The organism is Mesorhizobium sp. WSM4814 (assembly GCF_055811595.1).
Genome location: NZ_JBVVQT010000010.1, coordinates 136,002 through 159,988 on the forward strand (window position 1 = coordinate 136,002; position 23,987 = coordinate 159,988).

Annotated in this window: 20 protein-coding genes and 1 tRNA gene; 9 read left to right on the forward strand and 12 right to left on the reverse strand. The window is 64.1% G+C overall.

Going from position 1 to position 23,987, the window contains the following annotated elements; translation table 11 throughout:
- The first annotated feature begins 118 nt into the window (after positions 1-118).
- From AC0L2V_RS17365 to AC0L2V_RS17375, 3 genes are all read left to right on the forward strand, one after another.
- Positions 119-763, forward strand: a complete 645-nt coding sequence (locus AC0L2V_RS17365) for a carbonic anhydrase (RefSeq protein WP_023800486.1) — start codon at positions 119-121, stop codon at positions 761-763.
- Between the two features lie 9 nt (positions 764-772).
- Complete coding sequence (locus AC0L2V_RS17370) at positions 773-1,183, forward strand: nuclear transport factor 2 family protein (RefSeq protein WP_473512377.1); 411 nt, start codon at positions 773-775, stop codon at positions 1,181-1,183.
- A 114-nt stretch (positions 1,184-1,297) separates the two neighbouring features.
- Entirely contained in the window at positions 1,298-3,352 is a 2,055-nt protein-coding gene (locus tag AC0L2V_RS17375) for a M3 family metallopeptidase (RefSeq protein ID WP_473512375.1), read from the forward strand.
- 290 nt (positions 3,353-3,642) lie between these two features.
- Here AC0L2V_RS17375 and AC0L2V_RS17380 read toward each other — a convergent pair whose 3' ends face one another.
- Both AC0L2V_RS17380 and AC0L2V_RS17385 read right to left on the reverse strand, forming a co-directional pair.
- The gene (locus AC0L2V_RS17380) at positions 3,643-3,957 is read right to left on the reverse strand and encodes a DUF167 domain-containing protein (protein ID WP_473512374.1); all 315 of its coding nucleotides are present in this window, start codon (positions 3,955-3,957) and stop codon (positions 3,643-3,645) included.
- Positions 3,958-3,967: 10 nt separating this feature from the next.
- Positions 3,968-4,258, reverse strand: a complete 291-nt coding sequence (locus AC0L2V_RS17385) for a YggT family protein (protein ID WP_023800489.1) — start codon at positions 4,256-4,258, stop codon at positions 3,968-3,970.
- 161 nt (positions 4,259-4,419) lie between these two features.
- On the opposite strand from AC0L2V_RS17385, the gene AC0L2V_RS17390 reads away from it, so the two are divergent.
- From AC0L2V_RS17390 to AC0L2V_RS17415, 6 genes are all read left to right on the forward strand, one after another.
- Positions 4,420-4,495 (forward strand) — tRNA-Ala (locus AC0L2V_RS17390).
- A gap of 517 nt (positions 4,496-5,012) precedes the next feature.
- Entirely contained in the window at positions 5,013-5,927 is a 915-nt protein-coding gene (locus AC0L2V_RS17395) for a sugar phosphate isomerase/epimerase family protein (RefSeq protein WP_473520684.1), read from the forward strand.
- 46 nt (positions 5,928-5,973) lie between these two features.
- Positions 5,974-7,008, forward strand: coding sequence for an ABC transporter substrate-binding protein (locus AC0L2V_RS17400; RefSeq protein WP_473512372.1), 1,035 nt, complete (start codon positions 5,974-5,976; stop codon positions 7,006-7,008).
- A 210-nt stretch (positions 7,009-7,218) separates the two neighbouring features.
- On the forward strand, positions 7,219-8,757 hold the full coding sequence (locus AC0L2V_RS17405) for a sugar ABC transporter ATP-binding protein (RefSeq protein WP_473512370.1): 1,539 nt from the start codon (positions 7,219-7,221) through the stop codon (positions 8,755-8,757).
- Positions 8,754-9,722: an ABC transporter permease gene (locus AC0L2V_RS17410; protein WP_473512368.1), complete on the forward strand. Its 969-nt coding sequence runs from the start codon at positions 8,754-8,756 to the stop codon at positions 9,720-9,722. Before AC0L2V_RS17405 ends, AC0L2V_RS17410 begins: the two co-directional genes overlap by 4 nt.
- Positions 9,723-9,978: 256 nt before the next feature.
- Positions 9,979-10,959, forward strand: coding sequence for an ABC transporter permease (locus tag AC0L2V_RS17415; RefSeq protein WP_023800493.1), 981 nt, complete (start codon positions 9,979-9,981; stop codon positions 10,957-10,959).
- A gap of 216 nt (positions 10,960-11,175) precedes the next feature.
- On the opposite strand, the gene AC0L2V_RS17420 is transcribed toward AC0L2V_RS17415, so the two are convergent.
- The 10 genes from AC0L2V_RS17420 to AC0L2V_RS17465 all read right to left on the reverse strand — a co-directional run bounded on the left by AC0L2V_RS17420 (position 11,176) and on the right by AC0L2V_RS17465 (position 23,962).
- Complete coding sequence (locus tag AC0L2V_RS17420; protein WP_473512366.1) at positions 11,176-11,610, reverse strand: FKBP-type peptidyl-prolyl cis-trans isomerase; 435 nt, start codon at positions 11,608-11,610, stop codon at positions 11,176-11,178.
- Between the two features lie 801 nt (positions 11,611-12,411).
- The gene (locus AC0L2V_RS17425; RefSeq protein WP_091592351.1) at positions 12,412-13,218 is read right to left on the reverse strand and encodes a cytochrome c oxidase subunit 3; all 807 of its coding nucleotides are present in this window, start codon (positions 13,216-13,218) and stop codon (positions 12,412-12,414) included.
- Entirely contained in the window at positions 13,215-14,789 is a 1,575-nt protein-coding gene (locus AC0L2V_RS17430; protein WP_473512365.1) for a cytochrome c oxidase subunit I, read from the reverse strand. Before AC0L2V_RS17430 ends, AC0L2V_RS17425 begins: the two co-directional genes overlap by 4 nt.
- Positions 14,786-15,610: a cytochrome c oxidase subunit II gene (gene coxB / locus AC0L2V_RS17435; RefSeq protein ID WP_473512363.1), complete on the reverse strand. Its 825-nt coding sequence runs from the start codon at positions 15,608-15,610 to the stop codon at positions 14,786-14,788. The genes AC0L2V_RS17430 and coxB overlap by 4 nt, the downstream gene beginning before the upstream one ends.
- A gap of 5 nt (positions 15,611-15,615) precedes the next feature.
- Positions 15,616-17,229, reverse strand: coding sequence for a GMC family oxidoreductase (locus AC0L2V_RS17440; protein ID WP_473512361.1), 1,614 nt, complete (start codon positions 17,227-17,229; stop codon positions 15,616-15,618).
- Complete coding sequence (locus AC0L2V_RS17445; protein ID WP_128173635.1) at positions 17,226-17,774, reverse strand: sugar dehydrogenase complex small subunit; 549 nt, start codon at positions 17,772-17,774, stop codon at positions 17,226-17,228. The genes AC0L2V_RS17440 and AC0L2V_RS17445 overlap by 4 nt, the downstream gene beginning before the upstream one ends.
- 324 nt (positions 17,775-18,098) lie before the next feature.
- Positions 18,099-19,223, reverse strand: a complete 1,125-nt coding sequence (gene ampH / locus AC0L2V_RS17450) for a D-alanyl-D-alanine-carboxypeptidase/endopeptidase AmpH (RefSeq protein ID WP_473520685.1) — start codon at positions 19,221-19,223, stop codon at positions 18,099-18,101.
- A gap of 481 nt (positions 19,224-19,704) precedes the next feature.
- Positions 19,705-21,204: a helicase HerA domain-containing protein gene (locus AC0L2V_RS17455; RefSeq protein ID WP_473520686.1), complete on the reverse strand. Its 1,500-nt coding sequence runs from the start codon at positions 21,202-21,204 to the stop codon at positions 19,705-19,707.
- Between the two features lie 38 nt (positions 21,205-21,242).
- Entirely contained in the window at positions 21,243-22,541 is a 1,299-nt protein-coding gene (gene arsK, locus AC0L2V_RS17460; RefSeq protein WP_473520687.1) for an arsenite efflux MFS transporter ArsK, read from the reverse strand.
- Complete coding sequence (locus tag AC0L2V_RS17465; RefSeq protein ID WP_473520688.1) at positions 22,538-23,962, reverse strand: NAD(P)-binding domain-containing protein; 1,425 nt, start codon at positions 23,960-23,962, stop codon at positions 22,538-22,540. The genes arsK and AC0L2V_RS17465 overlap by 4 nt, the downstream gene beginning before the upstream one ends.
- Positions 23,963-23,987: the final 25 nt, after the last annotated feature.

Consider the following 23,987-nt stretch of genomic DNA (forward strand, 5'->3'; position numbering starts at 1 on the left):
TGGCGAATGGCAACCACGTCCTTCGCGATTCGGCATTGCTCGCGACCGGCTTTTGCCGCTAGAGCCTTCCTGACCTACAGAGCTGCCGCCTAACCCGGAAAGGCTCCAGACGCCGCCAATGCCTCATCTCCCAGACCATCTGCTCACCGGCTACCGCAATTTCATGAGTGGCCGCTATCTCGCCGAAAGCGGACGCTATCGCTCGCTTGCTCGCGAGGGCCAGGCCCCCGAAACGATGATCATTGCTTGCTGCGACTCCCGCGCGGCTCCCGAGGCGATCTTCGACGCTGGTCCCGGCGAACTCTTCGTGCTGCGCAATGTCGGCAATCTGGTGCCGCCCTATGCGCCCGACGACCAGTTCCACTCGACCTCGGCCGCGCTCGAGTTCGCCGTGCAGAGCCTCAAGGTCAAGAACATCGTGGTGATGGGCCATGGCCGCTGCGGCGGCATCCGCGCAGCACTCGACAGTACCGCAGCGCCCTTGTCGCCCGGCGACTTCATCGGCAAGTGGATGAGCCTGATTGCGCCGGCGGCCGAGACCGTTTCGTCCAGCACCTTCATGACGGCGACCGAGCGCCAGACCGCGCTCGAGCGCATTTCGATCCGCTATTCGATCGCCAATCTCAGGACCTTTCCCTGCGTCTCGATCCTGGAAGGCAAGGGACGGCTGTCGCTGCACGGCGCCTGGTTCGACATCTCGACCGGCGAACTCTGGGTGATGAACAAGGACACCGGCGACTTCGAGCGGCCGGAGATGACGTAGGAGGGTTGCATGGCATGCCGTTCGATCGCTTTGGCCGCAGCGGCGCTGCTGTTTTCAGTCATGTCCGCCGGCGCCGACGACGGCGCGCTCATCAGCCGCTGGTATGCGGCGCTGCTGGTCGCCGATCGCACGGAACTGTCGGATCTGCTTGCCGACGACGTCCGGATAAAACTCGACGATCTCGGCGTCGTCCAGACCAAGCAGGAGTTCATCGCCTCCATCGACGACTGGGAGGGCGCCGTCGCCGGGGCTGAAATCCGGCATCGGATCGAGAAGACCGAAGGCGGCGTCACCACGGTGATCGCCTGCTATGATTTCCCCAACAACGACGTGCTGATGCAGGAAACCTTCGCGATCGCCGACAACCGCATCACTGCCAGCTCGCAGGCGGCGATCGCCGAAAACTGCGATAGCTACTGACCAGCCGCGATATTGCGTGCGGCAAGCCGGCGCCTTACATCGGTGACGATCCGCCTCATCCCGCCACGCAGCGAAAGCCCCTCACTTAGCGAAAGCCCCTCACTTAACGGAAGAATGCCCATGCCGTCCGCCGTCGACCTCGCCGCCCATCCGCTCACCACCTGGCAAGGGCCGCTCGGTCTGCCCGATTTCACCCGCATCGGCGACGGCGATTTTTCCGGGGTTTTCGATGCGGCATTGGCGGCGCATGAGGCCGAGATCGAGGCGATATCAGGCAATGCCGAGACCCCGACCATCGAGAATACGCTTGCAGCGCTCGAGCTTGGCGGCGAGGCGCTCGACCATGTCTCGTCGATCTTCTGGTGCCGGGCCGGCGCCCACACCAACGAGGCGATCCAGGCGCTGGAGCGCGAGATCTCGCCAAAGATGTCGCGGCATTTCTCGGCGATCTCGATGAACGAGAGGCTGTTTGCCCGCATCGACGATCTCTACCAGCGCCGCGACTCCCTGAAGCTCGATGCCGAAACGCTGCGGGTGCTGGAAAAGACCTGGAAGAATTTCGTCCGTTCCGGCGCCAGGCTCGACGCCGAGGGCAAGAAACGGCTGGCGGCGATCAATGAGGAGCTGTCGTCGCTCGGCACGAATTTCGGCCAGAACCTGCTTGCCGACGAGCGCGACTGGGCGCTGTTCCTCGATGAGGCCGACCTTGCCGGCCTGCCGGAATTCCTGAAAAGTGCGATGGCGGAGGCCGCCGAGATGCGCGGCCAGAAGGGCCGCTATGCCGTCACCCTGTCGCGCTCGATCTACGAGCCGTTCTCGACCTTCTCCGAACGCCGCGACCTGCGCGAGATCGCCTTCCGCGCCTTCACCATGCGCGGCCAGAACGGCGGCGCCACCGACAACACCACCGTGGTGCGCGATATGCTGCGTCTGCGTGCCGAAAAGGCGAAGCTGCTCGGCTACGCTTCCTACGCCGCGCTGAAGCTCGACGACACCATGGCAAAGACGCCCGAGGCGGTGCATACGCTGCTCGACCCGGTCTGGAAAAAGGCGGTGGAAAAGGCCGCAAGCGATCAGATCGAATTGCAGCGGCTGGCGGCCGAGGCCGGCAGCAACGAAGAATTCGCCGCCTGGGACTGGCGCTTCTATCAGGAGAAGCTGCGCGCCGAGAAGTTTGCCTTCGACGAGGCCGAGCTGAAGCCCTATCTGCAGCTCGACCGCATCATCGACGCCTGTTTCGACGTGGCGACAAAATTGTTCGGCATCAGCTTCGAGGAGAAGCAAGGCATTGCCACCTGGCATCCGGACGCGCGCGTTTTCATCGTCAGGAATGCCGACGGCAGCGAGCGCGGGCTGTTCCTGGCCGACTATTTCGCGCGGCCCTCAAAGCGCTCCGGCGCCTGGATGAGCGCGCTGAAATCCGGCTACAAGCTTGGCGATGGCTCCAGGCCGGTCATCTACAACATCATGAATTTCGCCAAGCCGCCGGAGGGCGAGACAGCGCTTTTGTCGGTCGATGAGGCCAAAACCCTGTTCCACGAATTCGGTCATGCCCTGCATGGCATGCTGACCGAGGTCACCTGGCCGTCGGTCGCGGGCACCTCGGTCAGCCGCGATTTCGTCGAACTGCCCTCGCAACTCTACGAGCACTGGCTGACGGTGCCAGCGGTGCTGGAAAAGCATGCGCTGCACGTGAAGACCGGCAAACCGATGCCGAAGGCGCTGGTCGACAAGATGCTGGCGGCGCGCACCTTCGGCGCCGGCTTCGCCACGGTCGAGTTCACCGCCTCGGCCTTGATCGACATGGCCTACCACGCGCGGCCGGACGCGCCGGACGAGCCGCTTCGTTTCGAAGCCGAAACGCTCGAGAGGCTCAACATGCCCGACACCATCGCCATGCGCCACCGCACCCCGCATTTCGGCCACATCTTTGCCGGCGACGGCTATTCGGCCGGCTACTATTCCTACATGTGGTCGGAGGTCCTCGACGCCGACGCCTTCGCCGCCTTCGAGGAGACGGGCGACCTGTTCAATCCGGCGCTGGCCGAGCGGCTCAGGAAAAACATCTATGCCGCCGGCGGTTCCAAGGACCCGGAAGAGCTCTACACCGCCTTCCGCGGCAAGATGCCGTCGCCCGAAGCGATGATGGCCAAGCGCGGGCTGGTCTGAAGGCCGAAGCGCCAATCTTGTCCCTCGTGGACAGGGCAATCGCAGGTGGATTCTTGCGAAGGTGGACCCCCACCCTAACCCTCCCCACAAGGGAGGGAACGCTGCCGCGCGCCCTTACTTCCGCCGAAAGCAGCCAATTTGCCCGAGGTCAGCGCCAGCGGAAGTCTCCCTCCCCCTTGTGGGGAGGGTTAGGGGTGGGGGTACATCGTAGAGCGAAAGCCTCGGCTTTCCACCTGCGATAGCCCTGTCCCTGTGGGGGAGATGGCAAGTCTTGGCAAAGAGGGGCAGGTTCAAGCGCTGCCCAGCGCCTCGACGCATCTCGCCAGCGCCGCCGGATCGCCTGATATGCGCAGCGTCTTCAGCCGCGCCGTGCCGCCCGCGATGACCGAGACGGCCGATCGCGGCACGCCCAGCGCCTTGGCGACCAGCCGTTCGAGCGCCTGGTTGGCGGCGCCGTTTTCCGGCACGGCACGGACGCGCGCCTTCAGATGGCTTCGCCCGTCTGCCGAAATCTCGATGCCTTCGAGCCTGTCCATCGCCGCTTTCGGCGTCAGCCGGACGAACAGGTCGACGCCGTCGTTACGCGGGCGAAACGGCCCGGTCATGGAACCGCCGTCAGACGACCAGCGGCGCCACCGTGGTGAGCAGGAACTGCCGCAGGAAGAACAGGATCAAAAGCAGGATGATCGGCGAAATATCGATGCCGCCGAGATCGGGCAGGAAGCGACGGATCGGCCGCAGCGCCGGCTCGGTCAGCCGGAACAGCATGTTGCTGACGCTATCGACGAACTGGTTGCGCGAGTTGACGACGTTGAAGGCGTAGAGCCAGGAGAAAATCGCCGAAGCGATGATGATCCACCAATAAATGTCAAGCGCCAGGACAATGGTCTGAATGAGGGCTATCATGCCGGTCTCCGATTGTTGCCGACATGTAGCCATTGCAGGCGGAGGCGGCAAGAGCCAGCTTCGCGGCACGGCAGGCCGGTGGCTGGCCGCCCGGCTTTTGGGCAAAACGCCGTCTTGACAGGAAACCGCCGCGCCCGATAAATGCGCCCATTCCGCTGGACGGGGCTGTAGCTCAGCTGGGAGAGCGCGTCGTTCGCAATGACGAGGTCAGGAGTTCGATCCTCCTCAGCTCCACCAGCGGATTTTTACCTCAGTAAAATCAAGAAGATAGCTGTACCGGCACCCCGAACGCGCTCTGGCGGGCTTTTGAGCTTGGGGCTTAAACCTGGCCATCAAGCCATTCCCGCAGATCGGGGTCCTCGTGACCTTCAGGGATAGGCGGTCTCGTTCTGACGTACCAGATCACGCCAAATCCAACTGCCGCCCACGCGCCAGCAACCACGAATGTGATGATGTCAGTCACTTCAAACCCCTAAGCCCGACACATCATTAGCTCGACCGAAATCGCCCCACAAGAGCAAAATCAGGTCGTTGCGGGAGTGGGCTGGTGCCCAGCCAAGGGAAGTCCTGTTGTTGTCAGACGCCTAACTAAATCCAGCCGTTCCGCACGGCTGTCACAGCCGTTCACGATGGCCGGCTCTGCGACGATCCGGTGGCATTCGTCAGACAGGTTTGCGCATTGCCGGCGGCGACACGGTTGAAGCGGCCTGCACAATCGGCATAGTAGGCCGGTCGTGAACCACGGGAGGGCCACATGAAGCTCGGATTGCTCACCGCACCGTTTGCCGACACCCCGCTTGGCGAGGTCGCCGACTGGGCAAGTTCTGCCGGCTTCGAGGCGCTGGAGATCGCCTGCTGGCCGAAATCCTCAGGCGCAGCCCGGCGCTATGCCGGCACCAGCCATATCGACGCCGCCTCGACCTCGGCCTCGCAGGCCAAGGAAATCGCCGCCGCACTGGCGGAAGAGAACCTGTCGATCTCCGGCCTCGGCTTTTATCCCAATCCGCTGCATCCCGATGCCGCCCACCGCAAGGTCGTCGTCGATCATTTGAAGAAGGTGATCGTGCTGGCGAGCCATATGGGCGTGCCTGTCGTCAACACCTTCTGCGGCGGCGACGCCTCAAAAACCATCGACGCCAACTGGCAAGAGGCACTCAAACTGTGGCCCGATATCATCGCCCATGCGCGCGACAACGGCGTCAAGCTGGCTTTTGAGAACTGCCCGATGATCTTCAGCTACGACGAATGGCCGGGCGGCCACAACATCGCCTATTCGCCCTATATCTGGCGCCGCATCCTCGATGCCTGGGGCGGCGACGTCGGCATGAATTTCGACCCGTCGCATCTGGTCTGGCAGATGATCGACCAGGCCCGCTTCATCAAAGAGTTCGGCCCGTACATGCTGCATGTCCATGCCAAGGACCTGATGATCGATCATGATGGGCTTTACGAGCGCGGCATCCTCTCGGCCGGCATGGGCTGGCAGGTGCCGCGCATGCCGGGGCTTGGCGATGTCGACTGGAATGTGATCTTCTCCGGCCTCTATCGCGTCGGCTACGACGGAGCCATCATCATCGAACACGAGGACCGGCGCTTTGAAGGAAGCGACGACGAGATCAAGCGCGGCTTTCTACTCGCCCGCGACGTGCTGCGCCCCTTCGTGAAATGAGGCCCCTTTTCGAACTGAACTGAAAACAAGGTGGAGGAAGACTGAAATGAAAAAATATCTGGCGATGGTCTCGCTGCTCGCCGGCGCGGCGTTTCTGGCTTCGGTGGGCGTCTCGTCTGCAGAAGCCAAATACACGATCGGCGTCTCCAACACGGTGCAGGGCAATGGCTGGCGCGAGGAGATGATCTGCGCCATCAAGGCGCAGGCGCTCGCCTCCGGCGAGGTCACCAAGCTCAACATCGCCCATCGCAACACCGACGCCGCCGGCCAGCTCGAGGACATCCGCAACCTGATCAGCGCCAAGGTCAACGCTATCGTTGTCAACCCGGCCGATCCCGCCGGCATCAAGTCAGCGCTCGAGGAAGCCACCAAGGCCGGCATCGTCGTCGTCGCCGTCGACCAGGCGGTCACCGAGCCTTCGGCCTACATCATCTCCAACAACCAGGAACAGTACGCCTATCTCGGCGCCAAATGGCTGTTCCAGCAGATCGGCGGCAAGGGCGACGTCGTCTATATGCGTGGTGCCGCCGGCGCCTCGGCCGACAGCGACCGCGACAAGGGTTTCAAGAAGGCGCTCGCCGAATTCCCCAACGTCAAGGTCGTGCATGAGGTCTTCACCGGCTGGCAGCAGGACCAGGGCAAGCAGCAGATCCTCGATTTCATCGCCACCGGATCGCCGTTCAACGGCATCTGGACCTCAGGCATCGACAATGTGATCGTCGACGCGCTGGTCGAGTCGCAGACGCCGCTGGTGCCGGTGGTCGGCGCCGACAATGCCGGCTTCGTCGGCCAGTTGAACTCGGTCGAAGGCCTCGTCGGCGCGGCGGTGACCAATCCTGGTTCAATCGGCGGTGCCGGCGTGACGCTGGCCCTGCAGATCCTGAACGGCAAGAAGCCGGCGGAGCAGACCGTGCTGGTCGAGCCGCAGCTGTGGGAGAACGCCACCGAAGAGGGCAAGGCCAAGCTGAAGAGCGTAGCCGATCCGTCGCTGAGCCCGGAATGGCCGGTCTCGATCTCCATCCCGGAGTGGACCACCTACACCAAGGAGCAGATCATCGCCTGCAAGGGCCCGGGCGAGTAATGATCGCTGCCGCGCTTCCTCCTTCTCGCCTTGTGGGAGAAGGTGGATCGGCGCGCAGCGCCGAGACGGATGAGGGGTGTTGGACGAATGAGACGTTGGTGTTCCCTGGAACACCCCTCATCCGACCTCGCTTCGCGAGGCCACCTTCTCCCACAAGGGGAGAAGGCAAGATCGCCGTTTTAGACAACTTTGAACGAGAGCAACGCGATTTTGACCACCAACCCGCTCCTGGACGCCACCGGCGTTGTAAAAACCTACGGCGCCGTGGTGGCGTTGCGCAACGCGTCGCTGTCGGTCCTGCCGGGCGAGGTTCACGCCCTGATGGGCGCCAATGGCGCCGGCAAATCGACGCTGGTCAAAATCCTGACCGGCGCCATCCGCGCCGATGCCGGGCATATCCTGATCCGCGGCGAGACGCACGACGTGCGCTCGCCTGCCGATGCGCGCCGCGCCGGCCTGCTTCCGGTCTACCAGGAACCATCGCTCATCCCCGATCTCGACGTCGCCTCCAACCTTCGCCTGACCGACACGCCGGTCGAGCCGTTCCGCGCCTGGGTGCGCGAACTCGGCATTCCCGACCTCGACATACGCGACACCGCGCGCGACATCCCGCTTGCCGTGCTGCGCGTGCTCGATCTGGCGCGCGCGCTGGCGGTCGAGCCCGACGTTTTGCTGCTCGACGAGATGACCGCAGCATTGCCGGCTAACCTTGCCGAAAAGGTGCTTGAGGTCGTTCGCCGCCAGGGCGACAGCGGCCGTTCTGTGATCTTCATTTCCCACCGCTTTGTCGAGATATCGGCGCTTTGCGACCGTGCCACCGTGCTTCGCGACGGCGAGACCGTCGGCGTCGTCGACATCGAGCCGGGCGTCGAGGAGCGCATCGTCGAGATGATGCTCGGCGCCAAGGTCGAGAAGACGCGCGTGACGGCGCGCCAGGCGAGCCAGGCCGCTTCGCCTGGGAATAGCCGCGCGCGCCTCGGCGTGGCGAACCTTCGTGTCGGCACCAAGCTCAACGACGTCTCGTTCGACCTGGCGAATGGCGAGGTCGCTGGCGTCGTCGCGCTCGAGGGCCAAGGCCAGGACGAGCTGTTCGCCGCGCTCGCCGGCTCGATCCGCCCGTCCGGCGGCACGATCGAGGTGGACGGGCAGCCGGTGAAATTCGCGCATCCGGCCGATGCGATCCGCGCCGGCATCGCCTATGTGCCCGGCGACCGCACCGAAGCGCTGACCATGCAGCGCTCGGTGCGCGAAAACATCGCGCTCCCGTTCAGCGCCGCCTTGCGCAACTGGGGGCCGATCAACATGGCGCAGGAACGCTCAAGGATCGTCAGCGCGATCGAGCGTCTGCAGATCGACACCCGCGCCCAGCGCGAGGTGCAGCGGCTGTCCGGCGGCAACCAGCAGAAGGTGACGATCGCCCGCTGGATCGCCGCTGAGGCACAGACCATCCTCTGCTTCGACCCGACGCGCGGCATCGATGTCGGCACCAAGCAGGAGATTTACAAGCTGCTGCGCGAACTCGCCGACCAGGGCAAGTCGGTGCTGTTCTATACATCCGAACTCGAGGAGGTGCAGCGTGTCTGCGATCGCGTCATCGTCATCTTTGGGGGACGCGTCGTCGATGTCTTCCCCGTCGAACTCGCCGACGAGCCGGCACTGATGCGCGCCGCTTACGGCTTGCCGCGCGGCGCCAAGGTGGACGTCGGCATTCTTGCCGATATCCACTCGAGCCCGGTGGCGAAACCTTGACCCGCCTCGTCCGTCGTCAGGGCTGGGTCGCCGGCCTGCTCGTCCTGTTCGTGGTCCTGTTGGTGATCACCAGGCTCATCCAGCCGGGCTATGGCAGTGGCGATTTCGGCTCGCTGGTGCGCGCGGTGCTGCCTTACGCCTTTGCCGTGGCCGCCCAGACGATTGTCGTCATCGCCGGCGGCATCGACCTTTCCGTCGGCGCCATGATGGCGCTGACCAGCGTCACCGCCGCCTCGATGATGGACGGCGCCAGCGAGGAATACGCGTTTTTCGTCGTGCCGTTCGTGCTGGCCATGGGACTGGTCCTAGGCGCCGTCAACGGCATGCTGATCGTCGTCACCCGCGTGCCCGATATCGTCGTCACGCTGGCCACCCTGTTCGTCCTGCAGGGCGCGGCGCTGCTGGTGCTCGGCGCGCCCGGCGGCGCGGTCGCCGAATGGCTGCGGGCGACCATCGTCGGCACCGTCGCGATCCCGGGCTTGCCAGAAATCTCTGCCTGGATACCGAAGGCGCTGGTGCTTCTGGTCGTCTGCCTGTGCATCATCTGGATACCACTCAAGCGCTCAAAACTCGGCCTGTCGATCTACGCCATCGGCAGCAGCGAGCTCGCCGCATTTCGCAGCGGCGTGCCGGTCGCGCGCACCAAAATTATCGCCTATGCCCTGTCGGGGCTTTTCGCTGCCATGGGCGGGCTGGCGCTGACCATGAGCACAGGCATCGGCGCCCCTATTCCCGGCCCCTATCTTCTGGCCAGCGTGGCGGCGGTGGTGCTCGGCGGCGTAGCGCTTGGCGGCGGCAAGGGCGGCCTGCTCGGCCCGATCGTCGCCGTCTTCGTGCTGCGGCTGGTGCGCACCGACCTGACGCTCTTGGCCATCGATCCCAACGTCACCGCAATCATCGAGGGCGCGATCATGGTCGCCGTCGTCATGTTCGGCGCGTTTATTACCATGAGGGGGCGGCAATGATGAGCAATGGCGTAAGGCTGGTTTACGGAGTCGGCGATCCACGGCGCCCCCCTCTGTCCTGCCGGACATCTCCCCCACTTGGGGGGAGATCGGACGGCGCGACGGCTTTCGCCAATTGTCGACGTTGCAAGAATGAGCGAGGCGCCGAAGCTGCCAATCTCCCCACCCGTGGGGGAGATGTCCGGCAGGACAGAGGGGGGCGCCGTAGAACGCCATCCTCTCCTGGCATCGCGCCACCCCAATCGCGAGCAACCCCATGAGCACAACCGCGATCCAACCCGTCCCCTTCGGCCGCCGCCTGAAACGCTTCATGGCCGACCGGCCGCTGATCCCGCTGATCATCCTGCTGGTCATCCTGGTGGTGGTCCTGCAGATCCTGCGCCCCGGCATCGTCAACGAGCGGTGGCTCGCCAACACCGTCAAATTCGCCATCCCGCTGGCAATTCTGGCCGGATGCCAGACCATGACCATGTTGACCGGCGGCATCGATCTGTCGGTCGGAACCGTGGCGACGATGAGCGCCTTCATCATGGCGACGCAGGTCGTCAACCATGACCCGGCGGTGGCGATCCTGATCGCCTTGGTGCCGGCGGTGCTGATCGGCCTGGTCAACGGCATCGGCGTCGGCGTGTTTCGCGTGCACCCGCTGATCATGACGCTTGGCACCAGCCTGATCGGCACCGGCTGCCTGCAGGTCTATCAGCGCACCGTCATCGCTTCGGGCGCCAAGATTCCGCCCTTCCTGGCCTGGTTGGGCACTGGCCTCACCTATGGCGTGCCCAACGCGCTGCTGCTGTTCGTGCCCATCGCCGTCCTCATCGTCTTCACCTTGAACCGCACCGGCTTTGGCCGCCTGCTTTACGCAGTCGGCGACAATGAAGGCGCAGCGCGCCTGTCCGGCGTCCGCTACTGGCAGGTCATCACAGCGCTCTACGTCATCTCCAGCGTGCTCGCCGGCATCACCGGCCTGCTCTACATCGGCCTGATCAAGGCGCCGTCGCTGTCGCTGGCCGAGCCGCTGGTGCTGCCTTCGGTGGCCGCCGCGGTGATCGGCGGCACCTCGATCTTCGGCGGCCGCGGCGGCTACACCGGCACCATCATCGGCGCGCTGATCCTCACCGTGCTGACGACGCTGCTGACCATCCTGCAAATGCCGGAAGGCGCGCGGCGGATACTGTTCGGGCTGATCGTGCTGTTCGTCACGGCGGCGTATCTGCGGATTATTGAGGATCGGTAGGGGTGGAGGCTGGAGTCGGGGGGCTGCTTTTGACCGAAGCTTTGCGCGCTGTCGCATTAGATTAGATGCAGTGTCGAACCTTACGAATGTCGGCACGGTTTTGGCGATGGCCTAAGCGCGGAAAGCAGGGCGGCAGGCGGCACAAACCGCCGAAACCTCCGGCGGAAGTCCGTCACCCGAAATCATAGCCACCACGGCCCTGGCCGCATGGATACCCTACGCCGCCTGAACGATCTCGACCAGTTCAACGTCGAACACCAGATCCTTTCCGGCCAACGGATGATTGCCGTCGAGCTTGACGCTGGCGTCGTCGACGCCGACAACCGTCACCTGCATGGGGCGCCCTTCGGGGGTTCTGGCCTGCAATCGAGTACCGATATCGAGGTTGAGGTTGTCCGGCACCCTGGCGCGGTCGACGGTCATGACCGCTTCGGGGCGGTGGGGGCCATAGGCGGCGTCGGCGGGAACGGTGACGGTGCTTTTCGCGCCTTCCTCCATGCCCTCGACATGGGTCTCAAGGCCGGGGATCACTTGCCCTTCACCGAGCTTGAATTGCAGCGGTTCGCTGCCGGAAGAATCGAATTGAGTGCCGTCGGCTAGACGTCCAGTATAATTGATGCGCACGGTGTCGCCATTCTTGGCCTGTGTCATGGCAGTCATCCTTTGGGAGTTTTTGAGGGACCGGCCAGAGTTCACGGTCCCGTTTTCGATCATCCACGCACTAAGGTGCGCGGCGCGAAACTCTAAAACTAGGGGCTTGGCTGCCGATGTAAACCCACAATGCCGATTCAGCCACCTGCGTAAAGACAGGTCGCGGAGGCGGACTGGGATCTGTTCGCCAAGGATCTGGGGCGCGCATTTTTCGAGCATGCCGTGGCGACAGAGATTGCGAAGACTCTGATCGGCCACCCACCCCGCGGTTTTTGGCGTTTGCTGATGTTGAGCGACGTCAGCTTTCGCCCAAGCGCATCAACCTTCAACAGCCAACCTCCCCTGCTCCGCCTCCTCGGCATTAGGATCGCCCGGTGCCGTCGCCGGTCACCTGGCTCGTGTTCCAGCCGCGCAAGCCATGGCGAGTCGCTATGGCATCGTGCACGGAAGACGCCACCGCCTTTACGGCAAGTTCGTGATCAATTGAATGACGCTCTGCCATTGCGGCCCTCATCCTGAAACGCAACTTGCCTTTAGGCAAAACCACGGCCGCAATTCTTTTGCAACTACAGCTTGAGATATGCTTGGTCGATTGATGATCGAGGAGGGGAGCCACTACACTACTTGATCCTGCAGGAAACTGATCGACTATGGAGTAAGGTCACTTCCGCCAGAGGCAGCTCTTCTGGGTGCTTTTGAGTTTGCTTCTATGCAACTTTGAACCGCGAAGGCCCGCCCTCAGCGGGCTCCCAGATATGTTTCAGCAATGCCGATGCTAGTCGACGTCGCGTCGGCACGCTCCTAGCTGGCCCAGGCGTAGAAGACGGCGAACAGCAGAAGCCACACCGCATCGACAAAATGCCAGTACCAGGATGCCGCCGTCGGGATGAAGCCGGCGCCGCCGGCTGAGCGCGCGCGGATCACCCGATATGCGGCGATCGACAGCAACAAGATGCCGATAACGACGTGCAGGCCGTGGAAGCCAGTCGTAAGGAAGAAGATCGAGGGATAGACACCGTCGCGGAATCCCACCGAGGCGAGGCTGAATTCCCGAAGCTGAAGGCCGACGAACACGCCGCCGAGCGCGATCGCCACGGTAAGCCCGATAGCCGAAAGCTGCCATCGCTCTTTCAGAAGCCAGTCGTGCGCCGCTGCGACGCAGACCCCCGACGCGACGAGGATCACTGTGTTGAGAAGCGGGCCGCCCCAAGGGTCGTCGGGGCGCATCGGCGTAGGTGGCCATGAGCTGAACCCCGCGACCTCCGGATAGATCGCGTATCGTAGGTAGGCGGCGAACAAGGCGGCGAAGAACGCTACCTCGGACGCGATTAATGCGATGATCGCGATCCTCGGGCCAAAGGTGTTTTGCGGACCATTCGCACGCTCACCACTCGTCGCCCGCGACCACGCTGTCAGAGCGATGAACAATGGCAGAAGCCCCACCGCGATCACGAGCGGACCGAGTACCGCGATGCTGCCTGCCAGCGTGCCGAACAGCGACGGGTGGAAGAGCGCGAGACCGGCGCACGCTAGCAGGAACAGCGAGACAGCAATCGCGACAGGCCATCGGCCATCCGTGCCGCCGACCTCGGTGACAGTCTTGCTCACGCGCCTGCCTCCGCGCCCGCCGTGCCGCGCGCACGCGCCATCTCGGGATCGTCATCCCATTCATGCGTGAAAGCCGGACCCCACACATCGCGCGGGGCCAGCGCGCCACGCCGCAGCGAGACCGCAAGCATCACCAGGAACAGCAGCGTGGAGGCGAGCGCGAGCACAGCGCCGAGCGACGCAATCATATTCCAGCCCAAGAAACCGTCCGGATAATCCGCGATGCGCCGTGGCATTCCTGCCAGTCCGAGGAAATGCATCGGGAAAAACAGAACGTTGGTGCCGATGAAGAAGCACCAGAAATGCAGCCGTCCAACCCACTCCGGGAACATGCGTCCGGTCATGCGCGGAAACCAGTAATAGAAGCCGGCGAAGATCGCATAGGTCGCGCCGAGGCTCAGCACATAGTGGAAATGCGCGACGACGTAGTAGGTGTTGTGCAGCACTTGATCCGCGCCGGCATTGGCAAGCACGATCCCCGTCGTGCCGCCGACCGTGAACATGATGATGAAGCCCAGCGCCCACAGCATCGGCACGGTGAGGCGGATCGACCCGCCCCACATAGTGGCAATCCAGGCGAACACCTTGATGCCGGTCGGCACCGCGATCACCATCGAGGCCAGCGTGAAGAAGGCACGCGGCGCGAAGCCGCCACCGACGGTGAACATATGGTGCGCCCAGACGATGAAACCCAGCGCCGCAATTGATGCCATCGCCAGCACCATGCCGGGATAACCGAAAATCGGGCGCCCTGAGAACCGCGAGACGATCTGGCTGATGATGCCGAAGGCCGGCAGGATCATGATGTAGACCTCCGGATGGCCGAAGAACCAGAAGAGGTTCATGAACAGCATCGGGTCTCCGCCGCCGGCTGGATCGAAAAAGGCGCCGCCGAAATTGCGGTCGGCAAGCAGCATCGCCAGCGCGGCCGCCAGCACCGGCATGGCGAGAAGCAGCATCAGCGACGAAATCAGGATCGACCACACGAACAGCGGCATGCCGAACAGCGGCAAGCGATCCTCGCGCATGTTGAGGATGGTAGTGACGAAATTGATCGCGCTGATCACGGAAGAAATGCCGGCCAAGTGCAGCGCGAGGATCGTCATGTCGACCGACGGTCCGGGCTGGCCGTCTATGCCCGACAGCGGCGGATAGAGGCTCCAGCCGGTACCCGTTCCGTCGCCGACCAGCAGCGATCCAATCAGCATGATCAAGGACAGCGGCAGTAACCAGAAGCCGAGACTGTTCAGTCCCGGAAAGGCCATGTCGCGCGCACCGATCATCAGCGGGACGAACCAGTTACCGAAGCCGCCGATCAACGCCGGCATCACCATGTAGAAGATCATGATCAGGCCATGCGCGGTGATCAGCGCGTTCCAGGACTGGCCGTTGACGACATAGTCCATGCCCGGCTGCGCCAGTTCGAGCCGCATGTAGCCCGAGATCGCGCCACCCAGCGTCCCCGCCATGATCGCGAATCCGAGATAAAGCGTGCCGATCGCCTTATGGTCGGTGGTGAACAGCCAAGCCGCAATCGACCGGCCATCGCGCCTATGTTCGGTAGCGCTCATTTCGCCACCTGCGCTGATATAGTCGCGGCGCTGACGACCGGATATCGCGTTGCAGCGTCCCGCACCCAGGCGTCGAAATCAGGCTGCGCCATGGCCTCGATCGCGATCGGCATGAAGGAGTGGTTCAGACCGCAGATCTGGTTGCACTGCCCGTAATAGATGCCCGGCTTCTCGACGCGTGTCCAGGTTTCGTTGAGGCGCCCGGGCATGGCGTAAATCTGTAGGCCCAGTGCCGGCATGAAGAAGGAGTGCACGACGTCCGACGATGTCACCTGTATGCGCACGACAGCGCCGACCGGGACAACCATGCGATTGTCGACCGCTAGCAGACGCGGTTCACCGGCCGGAACGGAGGCCGGCGGCAACATGATGGAATCGTATGCGAAGCCGCCATTGTCGGGATAGGAATAACGCCAGAACCACTGATGGCCGCTGGCCTTTATCGTCAACTGTGCGTCGGGAATATCGCTCTCATAGGCGAGCAGCTGGAGCGACGGCGCGGCGATCGCGCCCAGCACCAGCACCGGCGCGATAGTCCAGCCGAATTCCAGCCAGGGCATGCGCGTGACTTTTGACGCCGTGGGGTGGCGGCTCGCCCGGAAGCGCAAGAGCGCGAAACCGATCAGCATGGCGACGAGCGCGACGATGCAGACGCCGATCAGCAATATGTGGTCGTGCAGCGCAACGATCCGCTCCTTCGTCTCCGAGGCTGAGACGCCGAAACTTGTCTGCCAGTTCGCCGGCGCCTGCGCCAAGCCGTGCCGTGCGTCGAGCATCATTGCGGAGACAAAACCGAGGAAAACAGTGCCCCGCCCGCGCATGACATCTACGCCTTCAGCAGGGAGATGAGATGCGCGCCGAGGCGCGCACTGAGCGCCGCAATGGTGAGCGTGGGCGCATTCGCCGTGATGGACGGGAAGACGGACGAGCCAACGATGTAGAGGTTTGGATGGTCGTGGCTCTTCAGGTCCCTGTCGACGACCGAGGTGAGCGGGTCATCTCCCATGCGTGTCGTGCCGCCCATGATCGCGCTGTCAGCGATCGGGCCGAGCTGCTTGATCTGCGTGGCGCCGAGTGCAGCCATGAGCTTGTTCTGCACATCGCGCGCGACCGCCAGCCCGCGCGCCGTGTAGTCGTCAGACTTGAAGGCGATGTTCGGCCGCGGAATGCCGATCCCGTCCATCTGATTGCTCAGCGTCACGCGATTGTCCGGATTGGGAAGCATTTCGGCAGAGCTGCCAATGATCAGCTCCCGCGCGACGTGCGAACGGACTGCCGCCTTCAGCGCATCGCCGCGCAGGCCCTGTTTGATGAAGGTCGTCGCAGCCTGGAACGGACCGACCGCCCGCGCCCAGCCCTCGTTGGAAGGCGAGATGCCGATGGCGGCACGCTCGTTGCGGAAATCGCCGTCCCGAAGCTCGGCAATGCCACCGGTCGAGACCGGTCCGCGATAGGTGAACACGGGATCCCTGGTCAGTCCCTGAATGCCGACATCGATCTGCGACAGCAGATTGCGGCCGACCTGGTCGGAACTGTTCGCCACGCCCGTCGGCGCATTGTCTCCCGTCGAAAGCAGTAGCAGCTTTGGCGTCTCAATGGTATGCGCCGCGATGACCACAATTTTTCCGGTCGCGCTGCCCTCGCTGCGATCTGGGCGACGGTAACGCACTTCGGCAATGCGTTTGTCCGGACCGACGACTAGCTCGTGCACCACGGCCTGCGGCTCGACATGCGCGCTGGCGCGCTCCGCGATGGCGAGATGATGCGTCGCGTCGTACTTCGCCTGGATGGGGCAGATCGGCACGCAACTCGCATTGCCGCAGCATTGCGGGCGGCCATCCCGCCACACCGAATTGCGCGCCTGTGGAAATGGCAACACCGAGTAGCCGAGCGCCTTGGCAGCGATGCCGACCTGCTTGTCGGCATAGGTCATGGGGATCGGTGGCATCGGAAACGACTTTGAGCGCGGCGCGCCGAAATCGGCGGTGTCGTCGCCCGCGACGCCGATCTCTTCCTCGGCGGCCTGATACCACGGCTCCATGTCGCCATAGGCGATAGGCCAATCGACGCCGACGCCGAACTTCGAGTGCATCTTGAAATCGTTTGGCCGGAACCGCGCGGCGAGCCCGCCCCAGTGCCACGTGGTGCCGCCGACGATCCTCGCCTGCTGTCCCCTAAAGGTGTCCGGCCCAGCCTCGACATAGTAGGCGGAGAAGTCGGATTCTTCCGGCTGCGGCGCATAGGGCTGGTCGGGGTAAGGCGAGTTCTGGCCCTTCGCGGACGAGTACTGGAATCGTGTCACAGCGGTGCCGCGATCGACGCGCGGTCCCGCCTCGAGGAACAGCACGCTGAACCCTGCTTTCGCGATAGCCGCGCCGGCAAGCGCCGCGGCTACGCCTGAACCGACAAACACGACATCGGCGGACGCCGGCGCGGTCATTCGGAAAACCGTCCGGGCGGTGGTGCGTTCGCCCACGCGCCAAAATTCGTGTCGCATCGCGTCGGCGGCTTGGTGTAACCGCAGGCATGCCAGACGAACGCATCGAGATAGGTAAGGACGCGTTCTTCCGAGCCGTGCATGATGCTACCCGTATACCAGGCTTGGATGAGCGATTCCGACAGCGGTTTCAGCCCCGCCGACGCAATCGCGCTGTCCCATTCTGTCTCGGGCTGTTCCGTCACGATCGCATGCAGTTTTCCGAGATCGGCGGCGTCAGCGGAGAATGCCTGCAGGAACAATTCCGGCAGCGTGGCGTCGCTCGGCGACATGCCCGTCAGTATGCCTGTCAATTCGCGAAACGCGCCGGGCTCGATCGCGCTGCTCAAGGCGACCTGGCTACGGGCCGCGGCGGGCAATCCGAAGAATGCTGCGAGCGTCGAGACGGCAATGAGAAGCTCGCGTCGCCGCACTGTTGCCGACGCAGAATGATGCGCCGCCGGCTGACCTACCTGCTTGGGCAGACGCGCATCGTCACTGCCAGCCATCGGTACCCTCAAGGCGAGCCTCTGCTGAAACAACCAGGCCGCACGCTATCTGAAGCTACGGCTCAATCTGAGCTTGGTCAATCGACCCTTTCAAGCTCAGAACAGTCGAGCCAGAGAGCTCCACATTTGAGATCAAAAGCGCCGCTTGGGCCTGACCTTGCACGCGGCGACCTATCCATGCGGTGGTCGTCCTCAGGAGGGAATAACTAAGCCGTCGGCCGGAAATAGCCGATGTCGAGCTTGCCTTGCCACCAAACATGCGGTCCGTCAGGCCCCCTCCACAGCGTTAATCATCGCGCACGTTCCCCCTGATCAGCGCGAAAATCAGCGTGGAGCGATCTCTGCGACGAGATCGTTCGTCGTCTTGACCCCCGCCATGAAGCCGGCGGCATTGAATTGGTTCATGACGAAGAAAGCGCCGACGCCGCGTGTCGGTGCAATCGCAACATAGAGAAACATCCCTTGCAGGCCGCCGCTCTTCTGGAGGATGAGCGGGCTATGCTCGGTGGGGAGCATGATGACCCATCCGAGACCCATGGCGTCCATCGGGCCGCCGTCATCCAGCCCCACCACCGACCCGAGACCGTCCCGGTACAAAAAAGCCGCGTGGTTCAAAAGCCGCAACTCGGCATCGGTCGCAGAAGGCTTGTTCTCGACATGCCAGTTCATCCAGCGCAGCAGGTCGTCCGCGGTCGAGTACAATCCACCGGCGCACTCCATGGCTGTGCTCGTCGGCACGATGGGCATGGCGCTGCCGTCGAAGTTATGGCCCTGCATCAGGCGCGGCTCGTCCTCCGGTCTTGCGTTGAAAACCGTGTCTTTCATGCCGAGAGGATCGAGGACCCGCTCCCGAAGGAGCTCGGCATACGGCTTTCCAGAGACATTCGCGAGCGCCGCTCCAAGGAGGTCGTATCCGAAGTTCGAATAGAGAACGGCGGTGCCCGGCGCGAACAGCAGCGGATTGTCCTTGAGGGCGGCAATCTGCGCCTCTTTGGTGTTCGTAGAGAAGGGGTCGGAGGGGGGCGCCTCGGCCACTGGCACCTCCCGCGGAAGGCCGGAAGCTTGCGCGACGAGATCGATCAGGCGAAGGGCGCGGCCATCCTTCTCAGGGAGCGTGACGTCCCAGCCAAGGCGATCCTGCAGCCGGTCGGTGAGCTGTACCTTGCCGTCGATCGCCAGCGAGGAAAGCACACTGCCGCAGAACACCTTGCTCACGGATGCGATGCGGAACATTGTGTCGCCGTCGGGCACTTTTTCACTCCCGTCGGCAATCTTGCCGAAACCGGCCAAGGCCGTCTCGCCGTTGCGCACGGCGCCGAAGATCAGGCCAGGCACTTCGGTGGAGAGATACAGGATCGTACCGTTGAACTGCACCGCTTCCGTCAGCAGCTTGTCCTCGGCATGTCCAGAAGAGGGAACGGCTGCGATTGCCGTCAAAGCGATGGCCATAAGTCGGCGCGATCGAGACAAACGCATTGCCGAAATCCTTTGAGGAAGCTGCAGAATAAAATCTTCGGAAAAAGGGCCGCCGCGTAGTATCTTACCATCTCTCCAGAAGCAGGAGATGTCAACAGAATGAACCGAAGGGGGTAATCGGCGGCGGTAGCGTAGTTTCGGCGGCTATTTGCGCTACAGTCCTGTCGTATTTCTTGTCCTTCGTCAGTTGATCGGGGCTGATCTCTTCATTAGCAAACCGACTCGCGGGTAATTTAGAAGATATGTGAAGCGCCGTCGGCAGGGCTGTAGCGTCGAACAACTTACACCAGGCGGATCTGCGTCGCGCCAATCGTCGTCGTATGATGAAGACCGGGCAGAAGAGCTGTGACGGGCCAAGGCCCTATCTGCGCAAAAAAGACTCGCCGCTGTACCTGCCGCTTGGCCATACATGGCCTTGATGCGTGGCATTTCCCTTGCGCGCTCGGCCGCCGCCTCACACAGCCAAACGCCCCTGCTCCACCTCCACAGCACCGGGGTCGCCCGGCGCCGTCGCCCAGGCGAGTTCCACCAGCGTCACCGTCCGCCGTCCAACCCCGTCGAGTTGGCAGACGATCAGCCCCTGCTCTTCGATATAGGTTAGCAGGCGCCGGGCGCGGCGCAGCGAGTGCGAGCCGTAGGCGCGGGCGATCGCCGCGTCGCTCGGGCAGGGCCAGCCCTCCTTCGCCGCGCGGGCGATCATCATGAACACGCCCTGCATATCCTCGGGCAGCAGCGAGGCGCGCGCCGAGACGTCTTGCCAGGCGTCATCCCCTGCCATGTCGGAGCCGAGGCCGGCGCGGGCGCGCGTCAGCATGCGGCGAAAGGCGGGCAGGTCCGGCACCACCGAGGCGAGGCCTTCTATCCGGCAGCGGACCACGAACTCCTGATAAAGCACGCCGATGACCCGGAAGCCCGCGTCGGGCTGCGCCAGAACGGCGCGCAAGACACGGTCGACGCGCTCACGCCGCTCCGCCAAATCCTCGGCGCTGATCGGCGGCTCCGACGGTTCGGGGCGGATTTCCAGCGCCGCCGACTTCGCCGCCATCAGCTGATCGAGAAGGTCCGGCGACGACCGGCGCTGCGGCCGGACAGCTTCCGGCGGCGGTGCTGCCAGGATGATGGCGCGTGCGTCCTCAAGGGCTGCTTCCGGCAGCGGCATCAGCCGCGGCGTGCCATTGCGCGGACTTGTGTCGGTCGGGCCGATGCGCAAGCCGAGCGGACGGCGCGACAGCGCCGGGCCGAGCGCCATGAATTGCCCGCGCTCCAGGTCGCGAAAAGCCTCCGCCTGGCGCCGCTCCATGCCCAAAAGGTCGGCGGCGCGCGCCATGTCGATATCGAGAAAAGTCCGGCCCATGAGGAAATTGGAAGCCTCGGCGGCGACATTCTTGGCGAGCTTGGCCAGCCGCTGGGTGGCGATGATGCCGGCAAGCCCGCGTTTGCGGCCTCGGCACATCAGGTTCGTCATGGCGCCAAGCGAGAGCTTGCGCGCCTCGTCCGAAACCTCGCCGGCCACAGCCGGCGCGAACAGCTGCGCCTCGTCCACCACCACCAGCATTGGGTACCAGTGGTCGCGGGCGACCTCAAAAAGCCCGCCAAGGAAGGCGGCGGCGCGGCGCATCTGGTTCTCGGCGTCGAGCCCCTCGAGATTGAGAACCGTCGAGACGCGGTGGATGCGAGCCCGCTCGCCGGCGCTCTGCAGGCCGCGCTCGGTATGCTCCTCGGCGTCGATCACCAAATGGCCGAAACGGTCGCCCAGCGAGACGAAGTCGCCTTCGGGGTCGATGATGGTCTGCTGCACCCAGGGCGCACTCTGCTCCAGCAGCCGGCGCAGCAGATGGGATTTGCCGGAGCCCGAGTTGCCCTGCACCAGCAGGCGCGTCGCCAGCAGCTCCTCAAGATCCAGTGCCGCCGGAGCGCCTGCGGTCGTGTGGCCCATCTCGATCGCAACGGTCATGTCTCGACTCTCCTTGAGGAGAGGGCTTATCAACCGCATCACAGCCCGTCGAGCGCCGATGGCCGGCGGCTCGGTGTTGCGCACAGCTCGACGCGGCGCGCGGCGTCAGTTCGTTGACGTAAGATCACAGGCGCGAGGGGCTGCCGTCTGATCAGGATGATGGCGAAAAAAGCCAGTATGCCGAGCATGCCTGCTGCAGCGGTGAACCAGAGCGATGGCTGGACGCCCAAGCCTGCCATCGCCATGGCAAGGGCAAATGGCGCAAGGGCTGAAGAGAACTGACGCGCGGCCGTCACCCAGCCGAGCCGGGCGCCGTAGCGCTCCCGTCCGAACAGTTCCAGCGGCAGCGTGCCGCCGACGATGCTGGCGAGGCCCGAGCCCAATCCAAACAGGATGACGAAGGCGATGGCGCCGGCCACCGACGGTGTCGTCGCCAGCAGGACGACAAGGCCGAGCGGCAACAATGTCGCGCCGATCACCGCGAGCCAGGTCTGCGCAAGCCGGCCGCCGAACAGCATGTTGATCAGCCGGCTTGCCACCTGGGACGGGCCGAAAAGCGTGGTGACGACAAGCCCGGCGGAGCCAAGCCCGAGCGCCGCCGTCAGCGGCACCATGTGAACGAGGATCGACGACAGCACGAAACCCTCGATCGCGAAGCCGCCAAGCATGAGCAGAAACACTCTGCTGCGGTCGCGCGCGGTGAAGGCAACCGGTCCGCCCGCCGGGCCGGCGGCAGCAGGTGTCGCCGAAGCGTTTTTGTCCGCCCGACGAGACAGCCGCGCCAGCCAGGCATGGATGGGCAGGCAGATGGCGACATTGATGAACGCAAAGGCCAGATAGACCTCGCGCCAGCTCAGGTATTCGTGCAGTGCTGCCGTCAGCGGCCAGAACAGGGTGGAAGCGAAGCCGGCGATCAGCGTCAGATGGGTGATGCTGCGCTGCGCCCTGGCGCCGCCGATCTGGACGATCGCGACGAAAGCGGCGCTGTAGAGCACGAAGGCAGACGCCAGTTCCATCGCCATCAAGGCCAGCACGAAGCTCACCCGGCCGGGTGCAACCGCGCAAGCGACAAGCGCTGCTGCGGCAGCAAGCGAGCCAAAGGTCATCACGCGGCCGGCGCCGAAACGATCGGCCCAGCGCCCCGCTGTCGGCGCAAACAGTCCACCCACCAGCAGCGACGCCGACAAGGCGCCGAAAACCCATTGTTCCGGCCAGGCGAGCTCACGCGCGATCGACGGCACCAGGATGCTAAAACTGTAATAGAGCGTACCGTAGCCGATGATCTGCGTCAGCCCCAACGCCCAGAGCGCGGCAGCCGGGATTTTCCGGTCGCTCATTGAGCGGCGATCTCGAGATCGTCGCTGCGCACTGCTTGCGTGCTGCCGCAGCCGCAGCCCGACTTGCCGCTCGCCTTTGCCTTGGCATCGTCGGTACAACAGGCATCGACAGCTGCCGGCGCTGGTCCGCCACAGCAAGCTCCGGATGAAACGCCTGAAAGAGACACGGGCACAGTGCAGACGCCGGTCGCGGGCAACACCAGCTGCACGGCATCGGCGGCAGCCATGTCGCCGGCGATCGCCGCGGCGACCGAGCGGACCTGCTCATAGCCGGTCAGCAGCAGGAATGTCGGCGCCCGGCCATAGCTTTTGACGCCGACCGTGTAGAAATCGGGCTCGGGGTGGCTGAGTTCGCGATGGCCATGCGGTGGGACGTCGCCGCATGAGTGCTCGTTGGGATCGATGAGCGGCCCGAGCGCCTTGACGCCTTCGAGCCACGGATCGAGGTCCAGCCGAAGCTCCCGGGTCAAGGCGAGATCGGGGCGCTGCCCCGTCGCGGCAATGATCCTGTCGACGGGGTCGAGCGTGCGCAACCCGTCCTTTGCCTGGCCTTCGACAGCGAGGCGGCCGTCGACCTCACGGATAGCAACAATGGCAAAGCCGGTCACCAGCCGCACCCGGCCACTCTCGGCGAGCTGCCGGACATCGGAGCCAAGCTCGCCGCGCGCCGGCAGGGCGTCGGCATCGCCGCCGCCGTAGATGCGGACAAGGTCGGTGCTGCGCGTCACCCATAGTGCCGAAGTGCCCGGTTCGGTTTGCGCAAGCTCCGCCAATTCCAGCAAGGCATTGGCAGCGGAATGGCCGGCGCCGACCACCAATGTCGTGCGACGTGCATAGAGATGACTGTCGCGACCGAGAACATTTGGGATGCCGTAGGCGAAGCGGTCTCCAAATTCCCTCTCGCCTTCGGCCGGCAAGCCGCCGGCGCCAAGAGGGTTCGGCGTCTGCCAGGTGCCGGACGCATCGATGACGGCACGGGCGCTGTCCCGGCGCGTGCCTTCCGCCGTTTCGACCACAAGCATGAACGGCCGCGTCTCCCGCGCCTTGCTCAACACCTTGTCGGCTCCCCAGCGGGAAATGGCGACAACACAGGCATTGGTCTCAATCGACGGCGCCAGTTCGGCAAGCTTGGCCAGCGGCGCGAGATACTGGTCGACGATCTCATCGGCGGTGGGGAACGCCTCCGGCTCCGGCATTTGCCAGCCATGGCTCTCGAGAAGTTTTCGGGCGACCGCATCGACACAATAACGCCATGGCGTGAAAACCCGGACATGACCCCAATCCCGAAGGTTCGAGCCGACAGAAGCACCGGCCTCGTAAACCTTGACCGGCAGGCCACGGCTGACCAGTTGGGCGGCAGCCGCCAAGCCGACAGGTCCGCCGCCGATGATGGCGACCGGGAGATCGTTTTCAGAAACCATGGCACACCTTCTATGTTTCTAGAAC

Coding starts and splice junctions, on each gene's coding strand:
- AC0L2V_RS17365 (WP_023800486.1), top strand. CDS start 119: ATGCCTCATCTCCCAGACCATCTGCTCACCGGCTACCGCAATTTCATG.
- AC0L2V_RS17370 (WP_473512377.1), top strand. CDS start 773: ATGGCATGCCGTTCGATCGCTTTGGCCGCAGCGGCGCTGCTGTTTTCA.
- AC0L2V_RS17375 (WP_473512375.1), top strand. CDS start 1,298: ATGCCCATGCCGTCCGCCGTCGACCTCGCCGCCCATCCGCTCACCACC.
- AC0L2V_RS17380 (WP_473512374.1), bottom strand. CDS start 3,957: ATGACCGGGCCGTTTCGCCCGCGTAACGACGGCGTCGACCTGTTCGTC.
- AC0L2V_RS17385 (WP_023800489.1), bottom strand. CDS start 4,258: ATGATAGCCCTCATTCAGACCATTGTCCTGGCGCTTGACATTTATTGG.
- AC0L2V_RS17395 (WP_473520684.1), top strand. CDS start 5,013: ATGAAGCTCGGATTGCTCACCGCACCGTTTGCCGACACCCCGCTTGGC.
- AC0L2V_RS17400 (WP_473512372.1), top strand. CDS start 5,974: ATGAAAAAATATCTGGCGATGGTCTCGCTGCTCGCCGGCGCGGCGTTT.
- AC0L2V_RS17415 (WP_023800493.1), top strand. CDS start 9,979: ATGAGCACAACCGCGATCCAACCCGTCCCCTTCGGCCGCCGCCTGAAA.
- AC0L2V_RS17420 (WP_473512366.1), bottom strand. CDS start 11,610: ATGACACAGGCCAAGAATGGCGACACCGTGCGCATCAATTATACTGGA.
- AC0L2V_RS17430 (WP_473512365.1), bottom strand. CDS start 14,789: ATGAGCGCTACCGAACATAGGCGCGATGGCCGGTCGATTGCGGCTTGG.
- coxB (WP_473512363.1), bottom strand. CDS start 15,610: ATGCGCGGGCGGGGCACTGTTTTCCTCGGTTTTGTCTCCGCAATGATG.
- AC0L2V_RS17440 (WP_473512361.1), bottom strand. CDS start 17,229: ATGACCGCGCCGGCGTCCGCCGATGTCGTGTTTGTCGGTTCAGGCGTA.
- AC0L2V_RS17445 (WP_128173635.1), bottom strand. CDS start 17,774: ATGGCTGGCAGTGACGATGCGCGTCTGCCCAAGCAGGTAGGTCAGCCG.
- ampH (WP_473520685.1), bottom strand. CDS start 19,223: ATGGCCATCGCTTTGACGGCAATCGCAGCCGTTCCCTCTTCTGGACAT.
- AC0L2V_RS17455 (WP_473520686.1), bottom strand. CDS start 21,204: ATGACCGTTGCGATCGAGATGGGCCACACGACCGCAGGCGCTCCGGCG.
- arsK (WP_473520687.1), bottom strand. CDS start 22,541: ATGAGCGACCGGAAAATCCCGGCTGCCGCGCTCTGGGCGTTGGGGCTG.
- AC0L2V_RS17465 (WP_473520688.1), bottom strand. CDS start 23,962: ATGGTTTCTGAAAACGATCTCCCGGTCGCCATCATCGGCGGCGGACCT.